Origin of the sequence: Microbacterium sp. NPDC089189, assembly GCF_040685095.1 — a bacterium.
Classification (GTDB): Bacteria; Actinomycetota; Actinomycetes; order Actinomycetales; family Microbacteriaceae; genus Microbacterium.
The window spans coordinates 38,037-55,381 of sequence record NZ_JBFBHG010000020.1 but is presented as its reverse complement, the minus strand read 5'-3'; the positions used below and the strand labels follow the sequence as shown (position 1 = coordinate 55,381).

Below are 17,345 nucleotides of genomic sequence, written 5' to 3'. Positions count from 1 at the left end.
GTGCGCAGCATGGTGCTGTGGGTGCCGGACTGGCCCGTGGTGGCGGTCGGACGCGAGGGGGAGGCCGCCGAGGCCCCGCTCGCGATCGTCGAGAAGAACCTCGTCGTCGCCTGCTCGGCGGCGGCCCGGGTCGAGGGAGTGCGGCGCGGCCAGCGTCGCCGCGATGCCCAGGCCGCGTGCCCCCGGCTCACCGTGATCCCCGCGGACGCGACCCGCGATCACCGGGTGTTCTCGCCGCTGGTCGCCACGATCGAACGCCTGGCGCCGCACGTGCAGGTCATCCGCCCCGGCCTGTGTGCGTTGAAGGCGCGCGGACCCGCGCGGTACTACGGCGGCGAGGCGGAGGCCGCGCGGATGCTGCGCCGGGCCCTGCGCGACGAAGGGGTGGCCGATGTGCGGGTGGGCATCGCCGACGGCCCGTTCACGGCGGAACAGGCCGCCCGGTCGGCGACGCGTGAGGCCGACCCCATCCGCCTCGTGCCCGCGGGGCAGGCGGCGTACTTCCTCGCCCCGCTGCCGGTGGCTGTGCTCACCGAGGCGGCGGGCGACACCGATCTCGCCCACCTCCTGGCCCGGCTCGGGGTGCACACCCTGGGGGCGTTCGCCGCGCTCGACGACGACCGCGTGCGCGACAGGCTGGGCCCGCGCGGGGCGCGGTTGCAGTCGCTCGCCGCGGGATCCGACTCGCGGGCGATCGATCCGCGGGTGCCTCCGCCCGAACTCGACCGCGAGGTGATGTTCGACCCGCCGGTCGAGATCGCCGAGCAGGCAGCCTTCGGCATGCGCCTGGCCGCCGAGGAGTTCATCGCGCGTCTCGATGCCGAGCGTCTGGTGTGCACCGAGCTGCGGGTCGAGTTCGAGGGCGACCGCGGCGAGCACAGCGAACGCGTGTGGCTGCATCCGGCCACGTTCGACGCGGCGGCCGTTGTCGACCGGGTGCGCTGGCAGCTCGCCGAGGAACAAGAGCTGCGCAGTGGCGTGGTGCGGGTGCGGATCTCTCCCGAGGCGGTGGATGCGGCGGCCCACCACGTCGTGGGACTGTTCGGGGCGGGCGAGCGCGAGAAGGTGCACCACGCGTTGTCGCGTGTGCAGGCGATGCTGGGCCACCGCGGCGTGCTGACCCCGGTGATGGGCGGGGGTCGGTGGCTGGGAGAGCGTCAGGTGCTCGTGCCCTGGGGCGACCGTGCCGAGGGCGGCCGCGATCCGCAGCTGCCGTGGCCGGGGTCGTTGCCCGCGCCCCTGCCGACGACGGTGTTCCCGGCACCGCGGCGGGCCGAGGTGCGCGACGCCGCGGGGGAGCGGGTCGTGGTCGATGACCGCGGGGCGTTGTCGGCCCCGCCGGCCGACGTCGCGGTCGAGGGCGCCCGCCGGGCCGTCGCCTCCTGGGCGGGGCCGTGGCCCCTCATCGAACGCGAGTGGGATGAGGCCCGTCGCCGCATCGCCCACCGCTTCCAGATCGTGGACGCCGCCCAGAACGCGTGGCTGCTGGTGTGCGAGGCGGGCATCTGGAGCGCCGAAGCGAGGTACGACTGATGGGCTGGCACAACCCGCCGGTGCCGTGGTCGGAGTTGGAGCGTGCGCTCAGCGACCAGCGCCGCCCGCGCGCGACACCGGTCGGCGCCGACGGGGGCGACAGTCCCGCGTGGTCGCACAAGCGCGGCCCCTACGTGCCGTCCGAGATCCCCCGCCCCGACGACGTCGTGCCGTACGCCGAGCTGCACGCGCACTCGTCGTACTCGTTCCTCGACGGGGCGTCGTCTCCCGAGGAGCTCGTCGAGCAGGCCGAACGGCTGGGCCTGCACGCCCTGGCCGTCACCGATCACGACGGCTTCTACGGCATCGTGCGCTTCGCCGAGGCCGCGGAGGAGCGCCGGCTGAAGACCGTGTTCGGGGCGGAGCTCTCGCTGGAGCTGCCCTCGCCGCAGAAGGGCAACGCCGATCCGGTGGGGCGCCACCTCGTGGTCCTCGCCCGCCAGCAGGAGGGCTACCACCGCCTGGCGGGGGCGCTCACCCGTGCCCAGCTGCGGGGAGCCGAGAAGGGGCGACCGGTCTACGACCTGATCGAGCTCGCGGAGCAGGCGGGGACGCCGGCAGACCCGCACTGGGCGGTGCTCACCGGATGCCGCAAGGGCACCGTGCGGCATGCGCTCGCCGCCGAGGGGCCGGCCGGCGCTGCGCGAGAGCTTGATGTGCTGGTCGACCTGTTCGGGCGGGAGTCGGTGCACGTCGAGCTCATCGACCACGGCGATCCCCGCGACACGCAGACCAACGATCTGCTGGCCGCTCTCGCCGCCGAGCGCGGGCTGCCGCTGCTCGCCACCGGCAACGTGCACTACGCCGCTCCCGAGCGACGGCTGCTGGCCGCGGCGATCGCGGCGGTGCGCGCCAACCGCAGCATGGACGAGCTCGACGGATGGATGCCGTCGCACGGCTCGGCGTTCCTGCGCTCGGGCGCCGAGATGAGCGCCCGGTTCGCGCGGTACCCCGGGGCGGTCGCGCGCACGGTGTCGCTCGCCGACGAGCTCGCGTTCCCGCTGCGCAAGGCCGCCCCCGCCCTCCCGAAGCTCCCCGTCCCCGAGGGGCACACGCCCATGACGTGGCTGCGTCAGCTCGTCTGGGATGCGGTGCCGCGCAACTATCCCGCGTTGACCGCGTCGCAGCGGGCCCGCATCGAACGCGAGCTCGAGGTCATCGAGATGAAGGACTTCCCCGGGTACTTCCTCATCGTCTACGGCATCGTGCAAGAGGCCCGGCGTCGCGGCATCCTGTGCCAGGGACGCGGCTCGGCCGCCAACAGCGCCGTCTGCTATCTGCTCGACATCACCGCGGTCGACGCGATCGCGTACGACCTGCCGTTCGAGCGCTTCCTCTCCAGCCTGCGCGACGAGGAGCCCGACATCGACGTCGACTTCGACTCGGATCGCCGCGAAGAGATCATCCAGTGGGTCTATACGACCTACGGCCGGGAGCGCTCCGCGCAGGTCGCGAACGTCATCCAGTACCGCCCGAAGAACGCGATCCGCGACATGGCGCGGGCGCTGGGATTCTCACCCGGGCAGCAGGATGCCTGGTCCAAGCAGGTGGAGCGGTGGGGCGCGACGCTCGAGAGCGGACCCGACCACGACATCCCCGACCAGGTCATCGGCTACGCGACCGAACTGCTCAAGGCGCCCCGGCACCTCGGCATCCACTCCGGCGGCATGGTGCTCACCGAGCGCCCCGTGGGCGAGGTGGTGCCCATCGAGCACGCGCGTATGCCCGGGCGCACCGTCATCCAATGGGACAAGGACGACGCGGCATGGATGGGGCTGGTCAAGTTCGATCTGCTGGGCCTCGGGATGCTGTCGGCGCTGCAGTACTGCTTCGACCTCATCCGCCAGGCGACGGGAGAGGAGTGGGGGCTGCGTACCCTGCCCAAAGAGGAGGCGGCGGTGTACGACATGCTCTGCCGCGCCGACTCGATCGGGGTGTTCCAGGTCGAGTCCCGCGCGCAGATGGGGCTGCTGCCGCGTCTGCAGCCCCGGTGCTTCTACGATCTGGTGATCGAGATCGCTCTGGTGCGACCCGGCCCCATCCAGGGCGGGGCGGTGCATCCGTTCGTGCGGCGCAAGCTCGGGCAGGAGACGGTGACGTACCCGCATCCCGCTCTGAAGCCGGTGCTGGAGCGCACGATGGGGATTCCGGTGTTCCAGGAGCAGCTCATGCAGATGGCGATGGTCGTCGGCGACCTGAGCGGTGAGGACGCCGACCTCATGCGCCGTGCGATGGGGTCCAAGCGGGGGCTGGAGCGCATCGACTCGCTGCGCGACAAGCTGTACGTCGGGATGGCGCGGCACGGGCTGGAGGGCGAGGAAGCCGACGCGATCTACCGAAAGATCCAGGCGTTCGCGAACTTCGGTTTCGCCGAGTCGCATTCGCTGTCGTTCGGGCTGCTGGTCTACGCCAGCTCCTGGATCAAGCTGCACTACCCGGCCGCGTTCCTCGCGGGGCTGCTGCGGGCGCAGCCGATGGGGTTCTACTCGCCGTCGACCCTCGTGGCCGACGCGCGGCGGCATGGGGTGGAGGTGCGCCGGCCCGACCTGCAGCTGTCGGGGGCGGAGGCGGTGCTCGAGGCGTTCGGCGACTCCGTGGCACCCACGGGGCTCGACGCCTGCGCGGGGGAGCAACCGCCGGTCGAGACGTTCGACCCGGCCGCGCCCGACGAATCCGAGGCGCACCGGCGCGACGGCGCCTTCGCGGTGCGTCTGGGGTTGGCGGGCGTCAAGGGCATCGGGGCGGATGTGGCGGCGCGGATCGTCGCGGCGCGCCAGAGCGGTCCGTACCTCGACATGGCCGATCTGGTGCGGCGCACCGACCTCACCGTCGCGCAGCTCGAAGCGTTGGCGACGGGCGGGGTGTTCGAATGCTTCGGCCTCAGTCGCCGCGAGGCCATCTGGATGGCGGGCTCGGCGGCGCAGGATCGCGCTCGCTTCCTGCCCGGCACGGTGATGGCGGTGCAGCCGCCGCTGTTCGCCGACCCGTCGGGCTACGAGGTGCTGGCCGCCGACCTGTGGGCGACGGGCATCTCCACCGATGACCATCCCATGACCCACTACCGGCCCGCGCTCGACGCCCGTGGGGTGCTCACCTCGCAGGCCATGCGCACGCACGAGGCGGGGCGGCGCATCGAGGTGGCGGGCCTCGTCACCCACCGGCAGCGGCCGGCGACCGCATCCGGCATCACGTTCCTGAACCTCGAAGACGAGCACGGCCTCGTCAACGTCATCTGCTCGGCGGGGGTGTGGAACCGGCACCGACGGGTGGTGCGAGACTCTCCGGCGCTCATCGTGCGGGGGATGCTGGAGCGCTCGGTCGAGGGGGTCACCAATCTCGTCGCCGACGGGTTCGAAGATCTGCGCGTGGGGGTGTCGCATCGGTCCCGGGACTTCCGCTGACGAGCACCCGGACGCACGGAACGGCCCCGGGAATCCACCCGGGGCCGTTCCGAAGATCCGTCAGGCGCGGACGCCGAGGGCGAACCTCACCGAACCGTCGTCGCCGACCTCGGCATCGAGCACGCGGTCGTCGAGGGCGGCCGATGCGGCCGGGTCGACGAACACTCGGGCGCCTGACGTCTCGACGACGGCGTCCTCCGGCTCGGGCTGCGGGGCGAGCGCGAGCTCGAATCCCGTCTCAGGGCCGGTGTCGCGAATGCGCAGGCCGCTTCCCTCCGCGGGGATCTGGGACGAGATCGTCTTGACCGCGGAAGCCGCGTTCTCCGTCAGTGTGAGCATGGTGCTCTCCCTTCCATCGATGTGTGCGGACGGGCCACGATTCCGAGAATCGGCGCCCGTTTCAACCTGAGGGTGCCTTTGTGAGGGAACTCACACGTGGGCTCAGAGCCGCGGCTGCCGGGAGTCGTAGCCGCTCCGCACCGGCTGCGCGCCGCGATCGTCGCGCATCGCGAGGCGGAGGGCCCCGGCGATCGCGGCGAGGACGATGGGGATGATGACGATGATGAGTGCGAGCACGGGATCCTCCTTCTGATGTGCTGGTCGTTCCGACTTCAGCAGAGGATTGGCACTCTCTGACCAGGCCACAGGTGCTGATCTGGCCTCGTGGACCCGTCGAGGCGCGGAATTGGCGGTGTGCTCGCGTCGGGCCAAGGCCACGACCTGCGCATTGGCCCGTGCCTGCACGAGGAGCTCTGCGCACGGCCGCGCCCGCGCCGCGCACCTGGACCCCGACGGAGCGCGAGCGGCCCGCTCAGCCGGGAAGGAGCGCGGCGACCAGTGCGGCGGTCGTCACGAGCGCCGAGACCACGACCGCTGCGCCGACCGCGGTACGCCACCGTGGGGGAGACCCCAGAGCGAGCCCCACGATCGCGGACGCGGTGGCCACGACAAGCGAGGGTGCCCATCCCGTGAGGGCAACCGCCGCCATCCACAACGCTGCCGTCGGCTCCCGGTCACCGAGACCCACGAGGCCCGGTACCGAGTACGCGCCGGTGACGACCAGCATGAGAGCGCCGGCCGAGCCAGCGAAGATCACGACGTTGCGCACGGCACCGACGTCGAGGCGGCGACGCAGGCGCGGTGCCAGGAAGACGAGCTGGGCGATGACAAGGACCGCGAGAGCGGCCGTGCCCGCCGGAAGGAAGAAGGCGAGAAGGCCGCACGCGATCGACAGGGCGCTGACGGCGACGAATGTCACAGTGACCGGGGATGCGGCGGCGCGGCGTCGCGCGGCGAGGTCGGTCGGTGCGGAGTCGATCGTCATCTCGCGGCCACGGTTCCTTTCGCGGGTGCGACGCCCCTGATCGCAGTTTCCCAGCGCTCCGGGCGGCCGCGCAAGCATCGCCGCTCGCAACGGGCGTCGCGAGAGCTTTCGTCAACCGTCCTAGCCGCATCCGAGGCCGAGTCCTACCGTGGAGACATGGCCGAGAATGTCGCTGAACTGTTCGTCCGCACGCTCAAGCGCTCCGGGGTCACCCGGGTCTGGGGGCTTCCCGGTGACTCGCTGAACGGATTCACCGACGCCATGCGCAAGGCCGGCGACCTGCAGTGGATGCACATGCGCCATGAGGAGGCCGCCGCGTTCGCGGCCGGTGCGGACGCCGACATCACGGGTGAGCTCGCCGTGGTCGCCGGCAGCTGCGGGCCCGGCAACCTGCACTTCATCAACGGCCTCTTCGACGCCCACCGCTCGCGCGTGCCGGTGCTGGCGATCGCCTCGCACATCCCGTCGTCCGAGATCGGCAGCTCGTACTTCCAGGAGACCCGCCCGCAGGAGCTCTTCCGTGAGTGCAGCCACTACTGCGAGCTCGTCTCCGATCCCGAGCAGCTGCCGTGGGTGCTCGAGACCGCCATCCGCACGGCCGTCGAGAAGCGCGGCGTGGCCGTCGTGGTCGTGCCCGGCGACGTGTTCTTCGAGGACGCGCCGCACCGGCGTCCGTCGGCCCCCATCCGCGCCACGGCGCCCGTGGTGGTGCCCGCCCCATCCGAGCTCGCCGCGGCCGCGAGCGTCTTGAACGAAGCCGAGCGCGTGACGATCCTCGCGGGGGGCGGCGTCGCGGGGTCGCACGCCGAGGTGCTGGCGCTCGCCGAACGGCTGCAGGCGCCGATCGTGCACGCGTTCCGCGGCAAGGAGCACATCGAGTACGACAACCCCTACGACGTCGGGATGACGGGGCTGCTGGGGTTCGCATCCGGCTATCGGGCGATGGAGAAGTGCGACGCCCTGCTGATGCTCGGCACCGACTTCCCGTACCGGCAGTTCTTCCCCGAGAAGGCCAAGATCGTGCAGGTCGACATCCGCGGTGAGCAGCTGGGGCACCGCACGCCCGTCGACGTCGGGCTCGTGGGCGATGCCGGAGACACCGCATCCGCGCTGCTGCCGCTGCTGCGCGAGGGACGCGACGGCCACCACCTGCAGGATTCGCTCGAGCACTACCGCAAGACCCGCACAGAGCTGGACTCGCTCGCCAACGACGACGGCAAGGACCCCATCCACCCGCAGTACGTGGCGCGGCTGGTCGACGAGCTGGCGGCATCGGATGCGGTCTTCACCGCGGATGTGGGCACCCCGGTCATCTGGGCCGCCCGGTACCTGCGGATGACGAGGGAGCGCCGGCTGCTCGGGTCGTTCACGCACGGATCGATGGCGAACGCGATGCCGCAGGCGCTGGGCGCGCAGGCGGCCGACCGCACCCGTCAGGTGGTGGCGCTCGCCGGTGACGGCGGGCTCGCGATGCTGATGGGCGATCTGCTGTCGATCCGGCAGAACGACCTGCCGGTCAAGATCGTCGTGTTCAACAACTCGGCGCTCGGGTTCGTCGAGGTCGAGATGAAGGCCGCCGGCATCGTCACGTACGCCACCGACCTGCACAACCCGGATTTCGCGGCAGTCGCCGAGGCGGTCGGGGTCACCGGCATCCGCGTCGAGAAGGCGTCGGAGCTCGAGGGGGCGCTGCGGCGGGCCTTCGCCGACCCGGGGCCCGTGCTGCTGGATGTGGTGGTGGCGCGCGAGGAGCTGTCGGTGCCGCCGAACATCACGGCGGCGCAGGCGAAGGGCTTCTCGCTCTGGGCGCTGCGCACCGTGCTGTCGGGCCGCGGCGACGAGCTGCTGGATCTGGCCGACACCAACCTCTGGCGGCGCCTGTTCCACTGACGCGCGTGTGGCCGCTGCCGGAGCGGGTGCCGAGAGCGACGCCCCTCCGACAGCGGCCGTGACGGTCAGCCCGCGGGGGTGGTGGGAACGACGTCCCAGTGCTCGCGGATGAGGTCGGCGTCGACGCGGAAGATGTCGGCGGCGACGAACGCGTCTCCCGGTGCGGCACCGACCGGCTGCGAGAAGGTCCACACCAGGTCGCCGTCGGACAGCGAGATCACCGACTCGTTCGGCGGGAACGCTGCCCCGCCGGAGAAGAACGACTTCAGGGCGTCCGTGCCGTTGGGGGCGACGGAGTTGTGCTGCAGGTACGCGGGGTCGAACGCGGTGTCGAGGATGCTGGGGTCCTGGTCGCGGAACAGCGTGTTGTACGCGCCGACGGCGAGCTGACGGTTCTCCTCCTCCTGCGCCTCGGTGGGCGCGGCGCTGTCTGCCGATGAGTAGAGGTCGCTGAACATCGTGTTCGTGTTGCCGCTCGCCGGGGTGCCCGTGGGGACGGCCTGGTCGAACGACCAGCGCTCGACCACAGTGCCGTCGGTGACGCGGAAGAGGTCGACCGCCGCTTCGCCGGTGCGCTCATCGTCGGGGGTCGCGGTGATCTGGTAGTGGATGGCGACGAGGTCGCCGTCGGCGGCGGTGCGCTTGATGACGGCCTGGGCGCCGGGGATGCGGCTCTGCGCCGCGGAGAACTGGGCGAGGAGCCCCTCCGGGCCGGCGGTCAGGCCGCTGCCGTGCGCGACCGCATCCGACGACACCAGGTCGTCTGCGGTGCGGGTCGCGGTGGCCGACGCCGGGTCGGCGAAGGTGTCGGTGATGAGGCGCGTGACGAGCGCGAGGTTCGCCTCTTCGGTCGCGGTGTCGGCGCGGTCGGCCGCCGTTCCGCCGTCCTCGGACGACACGGTCGATGCGGCGCTCGAGTCGGGCGAGGCGGTGGAGGGGGAGGGCGCGGCGCTCGCGCATCCGGTGAGTACGACGACGCCGGCGAGGATGAGGGTGGCGCCGGTGAACAGGATTCGGGGAGATCTGCGTGGGCTCATAGGAGTCACCGTGATGAGTGCTCCTGGGAACATCTTTTGCGGAACCTTTGCGGTGGCCATGGGTTGGGCAGTGCGCGACATGCTTGCCATGGGGGTTGTTCTCGCTGCCCGGAATCAGCGGAATCACGGGCGACAACGGGGTGCGACCATCCGTGGATGTGACGCCTCGTGTCCTCGCGCTCGACCTGGCCCAGGGTCGCGGCGCACGATGCTGGCATGGCCAAGCAGATCCGTTTCAACGCGTTCGACATGAACTGCGTCGCGCACCAGTCGTCCGGCATGTGGCGTCACCCCGACGACCGGTCGTCGAGCTACAAGGACCTGGAGTACTGGACGGAGCTGGCGCAGCTGCTGGAGCGGGGGAGCTTCGACGGCATCTTCATCGCCGACGTGCTGGGCACCTATGACGTGTACGGCGACTCGAACGAGGCCGCCATCCGGCATGGCGCGCAGGTGCCGGTGAACGACCCCATCCTGCTCGTGTCGGCGATGGCGGCGGTGACCAAGAACTTGGGCTTCGGCGTGACGGCGGGCACAGCGTACGAGCACCCGTACCCGTTCGCGCGGCGTATCTCGACGCTCGATCACCTGACCAAGGGGCGGGTGGGGTGGAACGTCGTCACCGGCTACCTGCCGAGCGCGGCCCGCAACATGGGGCATGACGATCAGCTCGAGCACGACCAGCGCTACGACGTGGCCGACGAGTACCTCGAGGTGCTCTACAAGCTGTGGGAGGGGTCGTGGGAGGACGACGCGGTCGTGCGCGATCGCGAGACGGGTGTCTTCACCGACCCGGCGAAGGTGCACGAGATCGGTCACTACGGTCAGCACTACACGGTGCCCGGCATCCATCTGAGCGAGCCGTCGCCGCAGCGCACTCCCGTGATCTACCAGGCTGGGGCCTCGCCGCGCGGCATCGCGTTCGCGGCCGGCAATGCCGAGGCGATCTTCGTCGCGGCGCCCACCAAGTCGGTGCTCGCCGGCACGGTGAAGCGCATCCGCGATGCCCTCGAGGCGGCCGGGCGCAGCCGCGACGCCGCCAAGATCTACACGCTGCTCACGATCATCACCGACGAGACGGCCGAGAAGGCGCGCGCCAAGCACGCCGACTACCTGCAGTACGCCAGCGAGGAGGGCTCGCTGGTCTTCATGTCGGGATGGATGGGCATCGACCTGTCGCAGTACGACCTCGACGAGCCCATCGGCAACGTCGAGAGCAACGCCATCCAGTCGGCGGTATCGAACTTCCAGGCCGCGAACGACGACGGCAGTGAGTGGAAGGTGCGCGACATCGCCCGGCTCGGTGCCATCGGCGGCCTCGGCCCGCTGATCGTCGGGTCGCCCGAAGAGATCGCCGACGAGTTGCAGGCGTGGGCGGAGGAAGCGGATGTCGACGGCTTCAACCTGGCCTACGCCATCACCCCCGGCACCTTCGAGGACATCGTCGAGTTCATCGTGCCCGAGCTGCGCCGTCGCGGCGTCTACCCGGAGGCGTACACGCCCGGCACCCTGCGCCACAAGCTGCACGGTCGCGGCGACCGGCTGCCCGACGAGCACCACGGGTCGCAGTTCAAGGTCGGGCAGGGCGCCCGCGTCTGAGCTCCCCGGCCGTCCGTCGCGACTAGACTCGGACGGCCAGCCTCTGTAGCTCAATGGAAGAGCAGTTCCGTCCTAAGGAAACGGTTGGGGGTTCGAGTCCCTCCAGGGGCACAGACTGTTTTTCCCTCTGACCAGGATTTTTCTGGGTCCGGGCCACGCGGATCGCATTTTTGGTCGGTCGAAGATGTGGATAGGTTCCAGAGGACGTCGTGACCCGGCGCGTCTCCGTTCTCGCCGCTCACACTTTGCAGAGTCCACGCTGGCGCGCTCCGCTTGACAGCCGTCCACAACGAGCACTGCGTCGCGCCCGATCGCGCGGTGGCTGATTGTCGGCTGAACCTCAGAGAGGTGTCGAGAGATACGCCTCCCGGTCGCCTGGCTGCTCGATCCGTACCGCGTACGCGCCGAGGGCGCTCTTGAACAAAAGAAGCGCCGCGACCACCGCGGAGAAAACGGTTCCAACCTTCGAGCTCATCGAAACATGAACGGTTCCGTCAGTGCTGTCGGTGCTGTTTGACATGTTGAGGGTTGAGACCGCGCGTAAGAGAGACGGATGTGTAAGCCCGCTAACTTGGCTCCAGATCATTTCTCCGTATGCCGAGGGCAGGTCAATGGTGGCGTGGGCATCACCGACGATCTTCTTGAAGCCGACGATGCTTCGTCCGGAAGTTGGATCGGTCATGCCGATGCGCGAGGCGATACTCGTGATTTCACTGCGGTGGGTTCGGTGCCACTCCTTTCGCTCACGCTCCGCTCGGATGATGTCCGAGGGCGAGAAACTCAATTCCTCTCGGTGGGTTCCAGCGGACGTGAGCGCTTCCTTTCGAAATGAGTTCTCCTCGAATAGCTCCCGAGCTCGGTTCAACACGTGACGGCGGACCCGCTCGTTGGGATCACTGGGGCCGAGCAGCCACAACGCAAGTCCAGCACCTTCGAGCGCCGATCGCACCAGAGGATAGGTCGCGATGAAGGGCACGGTCTCGCCGTCACTGAGGATTCTGTGCAGGACGCGCAGATTGTCGGAAGCATGATCGAGCGCGTATCGCGAAGCAGTGGAGATGCGGCTCCAGCCCGTGAACTCGTCATCAAGGTGCATCTCAGAGTGTGAGAGCGGCTCCGTGTTGGAAAGGCGCCCCCACCAGCTGAGCAGACCGGGGACCGCTCGGAGCCGCTTCTGGAGCTTCGCGAGCAACTCGAGTTCTTCTGGGTCCGTTATCTCCAGCGGCCTGAATCCGTATCTGGGGGCTGCAGTCACATGCCAGACACTATGACGCCCCAACGACAGAAGCGGCGTGACCCTAGGACGAATGCATCCGAGCGAAGGGCTGAACGGGAGCTTGGCGAGAGGTTCATGTCGCCGAGGCTGCGACTGACTCGGCTCCGGTCGGAGCATCCACGCCCTGCATCCATGCGCGGTGTCGGTACGGGCCCTTCCGGCACCCTAACCAGCCCAAAACCGATGTCGTCCAGACAGTGAAGCTCCCATCGAAGAGGCGCGGGCCCGGGTTCACTGGTGCCGCAAAGCGGCGTTCAGGTGCTCCTCGGGGTCGATGAGGTGACTGTGGTCGTCGAGTCCGAGCTCGAGGTCGGCCCACGCGATCGTGCCTGTGAAGGCGCCGCCCCATTCCTTGTAGCCGTCGTAGGCGGGCATCCCGGTGTCCTCGCCGGTGTCGAGCCCTTCGTCGAACGAGAAGTAGAGCGGATGCGTGTGCTCAACGCGTCCGGAACCGGCGGGCGTTCCGTCAATGAACAGGGTGACGGTTCCGCCCTTGCCCACGCCGCCGCCGTCATAGGCGAACTCGACGCGCACCTGATGCTCACCCGCGCCGATCGGCCGGTCCGAGAGCACCGTGGTGCGCACGAGACCGCAGTAGTTGTAGTGGTAGCCGAGCTTTCCGTCCTCGGCGAAGACCGACCATCCGCCCGTGCGCCCGCCCTGCGCGACGATCGCCCCCTCGAGCCCGCCGTCATCCGGCGCGACGATCTGTGCCGTCACCGAGTACGACCTGTTCTTGACGTTCAGCGCCACGTTTTCGCCGAGGCGGACCATGCCGGGGTACAGCCTCAGCGACGTGCCCGTGACGAGCGTCGGCCGACCGGCGAGCTCGGGGTTCATGCGCTCCGCGGCCCGGTCGTCGATGGGGAACACGTTGTGCCGTGCTGCCTCGATGAGGAACAGCTGCTGCAGCTCGGCGAGCTTCTCGGGCCTCGACGCGGCGAGGTTGTTCGCCTGCGTCCAGTCGACCGAGGTGTCGTACAGCTCCCACACGTCGGCCGAGAAGTCGGGCGCCTTCGACACCACATCCCACGGCGTCCGATGCTTCGTCTGCGCCGTCCACCCCTGGTGGTAGATGCCGCGGTTGCCCATCAGCTCGAAGTACTGCGTGACGTGCCGATCATCCGCGTCGGCCTCGTTGAAGCTGTAGCTCATCGAGACGCCGTGCATCGGGATCTGGGTGACACCGTTCACGGTGTGCGGCTCGGCGAGCCGCGCGACGTCGAGGATGGTCGGCGCGATGTCGATGACGTGGTGCCACTGGCTGCGCACTTCTCCCTGCCCGTCGATGCGGGAGGGCCAGTGCACGATCGTGCCGTTGCGCGTGCCGCCGTAGTGCGAGGCGACCTGCTTCGTCCACTGGTACGGAGTGCACATGGCGTGGGCCCACGCGACCGAATAGTGGTTGTAGGCCTCGGGGCCGCCCACCTTGTCGAGGTGCTCGTTCCAGAACTCGACGGTCTCGAACTCGGCCCCGCCGTTGGATGCGGTCGTGAGCATGTAGGCGCCGTTGATGCCGCCTTCGGCGCTCGCCCCGTTGTCGCCGATGATGTAGTAGACGAGCGTGTCGTCGAGGATGCCCTGTTCGTCCAGCGCATCGATCACGCGGCCGGTGTGGAAGTCGGCGTACTCGAGGAACGCCGCGTACACCTCCATCTGGTGCGCGAGGATCGGCTTCTGCTCCTCGGGCACGTCATCCCAGGCGGGCAGCCCGTCGGGGCGCTCCGTGAGCTGCGAATCGGCGGCGATCACGCCGAGCTCGATCTGCCGCGCGAAGGTCCGCTCGCGCTGCTCATCCCAGCCGTGATCGAACTTCCCCTTGTACTTGGCGATCCAGTCGGTGGGCACATGGTGCGGGGCGTGGGTCGCGCCCGGCGCGAAGTAGATGAAGAACGGCTTGTCCGGCGTGAGGCTCTTCTGCTGGCGCACGTACTCGATGGTCTTGTCGGCGAGGTCGGGCATGAGGTGATAGCCGTCGGTCGTCGGCGGGGAGACGGCCGTCACGCCGTCGACGAGCGCCGGTGCCCACTGGTTGGTCTCGCCGCCGATGAACCCGTAGAAGCGCTCGAATCCGCTGAACGCGGGCCAGTGGTCGAACGGGCCGGTCGGACCGGTCTCCCACACGGGCACCTCGTGGCACTTGCCGAACTGGGCGGTGTTGTACCCGTTCTGGCGAAGGATCTCGGGCAGCGGCACCGCGGTGTTCGGGCGTGTCGAGCGGTACCCGGGCGACGGCGTCGCGGTCTCGGTGATGTGTCCCATCCCGACCGCGTGGTGGTTGCGGCCCGACAGCAGAGCAGCGCGAGTGGGGGAGCAGAGCGCCGTCGTGTGGAACCGCGTGTACTTCAGCCCCGCATTCGCGAGTCGCTCCGCGGTGGGCATGGACACCGGGCCGCCGAAAGCGCTCGACGCTCCGAAGCCGACGTCGTCGAGCAGGATGACGAGGACGTTCGGGGCGCTCTGAGGCGGGCGCTTCGCGACGATCGGCGGAAACTCGCTCTCGTTCTTCTTCGCGTCGAAGACCACCGTTCCCTGGAAGGCGCGATCGGGGAGGGGAAGGATGGAGCCCGGAAGTTCCTCAGACATAACGACCTCTCGTTCGTCCGGCCCATGGCGGCCGCTGGTCGTCATGCTATTGATCGCGCAGAGCCCAGACCTCGGCCGAAGCCCCGTCATGACGGTCTTTCACCCCACACGGGTGATGTCTGCGGGACGGCGGGAATCCGACCCGGCGGCGCGTCCGGACCCGCCGAGCGTAGTCCCGTGCGACGTCCTTCGCCGGCTCTCGGGCTATCGCTACGCTCGGTGAGATGAGTACTCGTCAGAGCACGATGCCGCTTCGGCCCGATCTCCTGATCGCGAGGCCGAGGCTTCTCAAGGCTCTGAACGAATCGATGCGCGACGCACGGGTCGCCGCGATCTGGGCGCCGGCCGGTTCGGGCAAGTCGGCTCTGCTGAGCCAGTGGGTGGCCACGCTGGATGCCGACGTGCCCGTGATCGATGCATCGGATGAGGCGGAGGCGGTCGAGGCGATCGCCGCGATCGACGCGTCGGCCGAGGGCTACCTCGTCGTCGACCAGGTCGACAGGGCACCCGCTCCCGTGCGGGAGGCGCTCCTCGCCGTACTCGAGCGAGGACTCCCTCAGGTCCGCATCGTGATGGCAGGCCGTTTCGACCCGTTCCCGCCATCCGTTTCGCGGCGGATGAGCATGCGCGAGCTTCGCGAGGCCGACCTGGCGTTCTCCGCCGCCGAGATCGAGCGATACCTCGGGGACGCGGAACGCACGCTCGACACGCTGCAAGCGGAGCGCGTACGGGTGCGTACGGGCGGGTGGGCTGCCGCGCTGGTGCTGCTGAAGCAGGTGCTCGGAACGGGCGACGACGACGCGGTGATCGATCGCTTCGATGGCGACAGCCGGCCGGTCGCCGACTACCTCGTCTCGGAGCTGCTGGAGCAGCTTCCGCCGCTGGACCGCGACGTTCTGGTGTGGGCGGCGGTGGACGCTCGGGTGCCCTTGGTGTTGGCCGCCGCGCTCACCGACCGCGCGGATGCCGGTGCGGTGCTGGACCGCGCGGTCAGCGCCAACTCGCTGATGTCGCGCATCGACGACGTATACGTCTTCCACCCGGTTCTCGCGACGTTCCTCGGCGCGGAGCAGCGACGCCGGAACATCGTCAGAGCTCGCGAGGGGCATCGCCACGCGTCCGCCTGGTTCGAGCGCTCCGGCGCGCTCGTCCGCGCCCTGGATCACCTCGTCCGCGCCGAGGATGACGACGCGTTGGCGGTGTTCTTGGACGACCACGGGTACGCGTTGATCTTCCACGGCGAGTCCGGCGCGGTGATGCGCGCGGTGCGTCGGCTGGATCCGGCGCACCGGCGCCGCATCGATGCCGACATGCGCCTCGTGATGGACGTGCCGCATTTCGCGGAACGCGAGCGCGCGGCGCATCGGCTCGCCGCGCGGACGGCATCGCAGCCCGACAGTGCTCCGACCGCGGTCGATCGAATCGTGGACCTCCTCTGGTCGCACGCGACGGGACGCCCCGATCCCGCGGCGCGGGACGCGCTGTCGATGACCGACACAGCGCTCCTCCCGCCCGCTGTCGGGCTGTTCCTCGAGATCGCGCTCGCGTGGACCGACCCCGTCGTGGACGACGACGACAGGCTGCGCGCGAGCGAGCGGCTGATCGCGGTCGGGGCTCGCAGCGAGGCCGCAGGTCCCCACCGATGGTTGCGGCTGCTCGCTCTCGAGAGCGCATTGTCGGTGGTGGCATCCGCGTCACGGTGGGTCGATGTCGAGCCCGTCTTCCGTGCCCTGGCGCGCGAGATGGTGAGTGACGCGGATCCTGCCGACTCGGTCGCGACGCGTGCGGTGTTCGCGCGCGCTGCGCACGCGTTCCACCGCGGGGAATCGCTTCCCGCCACCCTGGCACGCATCGCGGACGCTCGTCAGGCTGTCGTGGAGCCCGCGATGCAGCATATGGCGCGGACGCTCACGGCGTTGGACGGCGTGGACAGGTGTCCCGGAGCGACGTCGCTGACCGTGCTCACCGAGACCATCGAGGACGAGTTGGCCGATTGGCCCGTCGCCCTGTCGTACGCGGCCGTTCCGTGGATGTACTCCGCGCTGTGGCACGGCGACATTCCGCTCACCGACCGCATCCTCGTGCGCTGCGAGCGAGTTCTGGGCGTGCGGTCGATGGAGTTTCTGACGGTCGCCTTTCTCCGCAGGCCGGAGCGCGACACGGAGAGGGCGCTGAGTCGCGCACTCGAGAAGGGCGCCACCAAAGTGAGCCCCTTGGCGCCGGCCTACGCCTGGACGGCATTGGCTCTTCATGCGGATGCGCGGGGGCAGGAATCCCGTGCAACCGATCGGATCGTGAGCGCCCTGATGTGCGCCTCACCGTTGGGGGCCGTGCGCCCGTTCCTGCAAGAGAGCCGGCGGCCGGCGATGATCATCCGCGACCGGATCGATCGCCTGGGTCGATGGCGGCCTCTGGGCGATGCCGTGCTCGCGCATGATCGGGTGACCTCGACCGCCCTGCCGCAGGCGGCCTTGACGCCTCGCGAGCGGGAACTGGTGCGCGAGCTTCCTGCGCACCAGAGCATCCCCGACATCGCGGTGCGCCGCCAGGTCAGCGTCAACACCGTGAAGACCCAGCTCCAGAGCATCTACGGCAAGCTCGGCGTGACCAGCCGTGCAGACGCGGTCACCGCGGCGCGCGAGCTCGGTCTGCTCTGACGGCCGATCCATCCACGTGCCCGGCGGGCCGCCGCCCTGCCG

11 protein-coding genes and 1 tRNA gene are annotated in these 17,345 nt (G+C 69.7%); 6 read left to right on the top strand and 6 right to left on the bottom strand.

The window, feature by feature from the left end; translation table 11 throughout:
* Positions 1-9: 9 nt before the first annotated feature.
* Positions 10-1,533 (top strand): DNA polymerase Y family protein, encoded by a 1,524-nt coding sequence (locus AB0N73_RS12280; RefSeq protein WP_363563855.1) that lies wholly within the window; start codon positions 10-12, stop codon positions 1,531-1,533.
* Positions 1,533-4,934, top strand: coding sequence for an error-prone DNA polymerase (locus tag AB0N73_RS12275; RefSeq protein WP_363563827.1), 3,402 nt, complete (start codon positions 1,533-1,535; stop codon positions 4,932-4,934). Before AB0N73_RS12280 ends, AB0N73_RS12275 begins: the two co-directional genes overlap by 1 nt.
* Before the next feature lie 60 nt (positions 4,935-4,994).
* Here the strand turns inward: AB0N73_RS12275 and AB0N73_RS12270 are convergent, their stop codons facing one another.
* The 3 genes from AB0N73_RS12270 to AB0N73_RS12260 form a co-directional block, all read right to left on the bottom strand.
* The gene (locus tag AB0N73_RS12270) at positions 4,995-5,273 is read right to left on the bottom strand and encodes a Fe-S cluster assembly protein HesB (protein WP_363563825.1); all 279 of its coding nucleotides are present in this window, start codon (positions 5,271-5,273) and stop codon (positions 4,995-4,997) included.
* 102 nt (positions 5,274-5,375) lie between these two features.
* Positions 5,376-5,510, bottom strand: coding sequence for a hypothetical protein (locus tag AB0N73_RS12265; protein WP_363563823.1), 135 nt, complete (start codon positions 5,508-5,510; stop codon positions 5,376-5,378).
* Positions 5,511-5,745: 235 nt separating this feature from the next.
* Positions 5,746-6,258 (bottom strand): hypothetical protein, encoded by a 513-nt coding sequence (locus tag AB0N73_RS12260; RefSeq protein ID WP_363563821.1) that lies wholly within the window; start codon positions 6,256-6,258, stop codon positions 5,746-5,748.
* A 156-nt stretch (positions 6,259-6,414) separates the two neighbouring features.
* Between AB0N73_RS12260 and poxB the strand changes: the two genes are divergently transcribed.
* Positions 6,415-8,148, top strand: a complete 1,734-nt coding sequence (gene poxB, locus AB0N73_RS12255) for a ubiquinone-dependent pyruvate dehydrogenase (protein WP_363563819.1) — start codon at positions 6,415-6,417, stop codon at positions 8,146-8,148.
* A 65-nt stretch (positions 8,149-8,213) separates the two neighbouring features.
* Here the strand turns inward: poxB and AB0N73_RS12250 are convergent, their stop codons facing one another.
* Entirely contained in the window at positions 8,214-9,185 is a 972-nt protein-coding gene (locus tag AB0N73_RS12250) for a nuclear transport factor 2 family protein (RefSeq protein WP_363563817.1), read from the bottom strand.
* A 216-nt stretch (positions 9,186-9,401) separates the two neighbouring features.
* On the opposite strand from AB0N73_RS12250, the gene AB0N73_RS12245 reads away from it, so the two are divergent.
* Both AB0N73_RS12245 and AB0N73_RS12240 read left to right on the top strand, forming a co-directional pair.
* Positions 9,402-10,784 carry an LLM class flavin-dependent oxidoreductase gene (locus AB0N73_RS12245; RefSeq protein WP_363563815.1) on the top strand — a complete coding sequence of 461 codons (1,383 nt, stop codon included), beginning with the start codon at positions 9,402-9,404 and terminating at the stop codon, positions 10,782-10,784.
* Between the two features lie 39 nt (positions 10,785-10,823).
* Positions 10,824-10,895, top strand: a tRNA-Arg gene (locus tag AB0N73_RS12240).
* A gap of 229 nt (positions 10,896-11,124) precedes the next feature.
* Here AB0N73_RS12240 and AB0N73_RS12235 read toward each other — a convergent pair.
* Both AB0N73_RS12235 and AB0N73_RS12230 read right to left on the bottom strand, forming a co-directional pair.
* Positions 11,125-11,880 carry a hypothetical protein gene (locus AB0N73_RS12235; protein ID WP_363563813.1) on the bottom strand — a complete coding sequence of 252 codons (756 nt, stop codon included), beginning with the start codon at positions 11,878-11,880 and terminating at the stop codon, positions 11,125-11,127.
* Positions 11,881-12,291: 411 nt separating this feature from the next.
* Complete coding sequence (locus tag AB0N73_RS12230) at positions 12,292-14,646, bottom strand: arylsulfatase (RefSeq protein WP_363563811.1); 2,355 nt, start codon at positions 14,644-14,646, stop codon at positions 12,292-12,294.
* A gap of 224 nt (positions 14,647-14,870) precedes the next feature.
* Here AB0N73_RS12230 and AB0N73_RS12225 point away from each other — a divergent pair, with 224 nt between their 5' ends.
* The gene (locus tag AB0N73_RS12225) at positions 14,871-17,303 is read left to right on the top strand and encodes a LuxR C-terminal-related transcriptional regulator (protein ID WP_363563809.1); all 2,433 of its coding nucleotides are present in this window, start codon (positions 14,871-14,873) and stop codon (positions 17,301-17,303) included.
* The last annotated feature ends 42 nt before the right edge of the window (positions 17,304-17,345 follow it).

Excerpts from the sequence above, each read along its gene's own strand:
- AB0N73_RS12260 (WP_363563821.1), bottom strand. The coding sequence starts at position 6,258 with ATGACGATCGACTCCGCACCGACCGACCTCGCCGCGCGACGCCGCGCC.
- poxB (WP_363563819.1), top strand. The coding sequence starts at position 6,415 with ATGGCCGAGAATGTCGCTGAACTGTTCGTCCGCACGCTCAAGCGCTCC.
- AB0N73_RS12245 (WP_363563815.1), top strand. The coding sequence starts at position 9,402 with ATGGCCAAGCAGATCCGTTTCAACGCGTTCGACATGAACTGCGTCGCG.
- AB0N73_RS12280 (WP_363563855.1), top strand. The coding sequence starts at position 10 with ATGGTGCTGTGGGTGCCGGACTGGCCCGTGGTGGCGGTCGGACGCGAG.
- AB0N73_RS12235 (WP_363563813.1), bottom strand. The coding sequence starts at position 11,880 with ATGCACCTTGATGACGAGTTCACGGGCTGGAGCCGCATCTCCACTGCT.
- AB0N73_RS12230 (WP_363563811.1), bottom strand. The coding sequence starts at position 14,646 with ATGTCTGAGGAACTTCCGGGCTCCATCCTTCCCCTCCCCGATCGCGCC.
- AB0N73_RS12250 (WP_363563817.1), bottom strand. The coding sequence starts at position 9,185 with ATGAGCCCACGCAGATCTCCCCGAATCCTGTTCACCGGCGCCACCCTC.
- AB0N73_RS12225 (WP_363563809.1), top strand. The coding sequence starts at position 14,871 with ATGAGTACTCGTCAGAGCACGATGCCGCTTCGGCCCGATCTCCTGATC.
- AB0N73_RS12275 (WP_363563827.1), top strand. The coding sequence starts at position 1,533 with ATGGGCTGGCACAACCCGCCGGTGCCGTGGTCGGAGTTGGAGCGTGCG.
- AB0N73_RS12270 (WP_363563825.1), bottom strand. The coding sequence starts at position 5,273 with ATGCTCACACTGACGGAGAACGCGGCTTCCGCGGTCAAGACGATCTCG.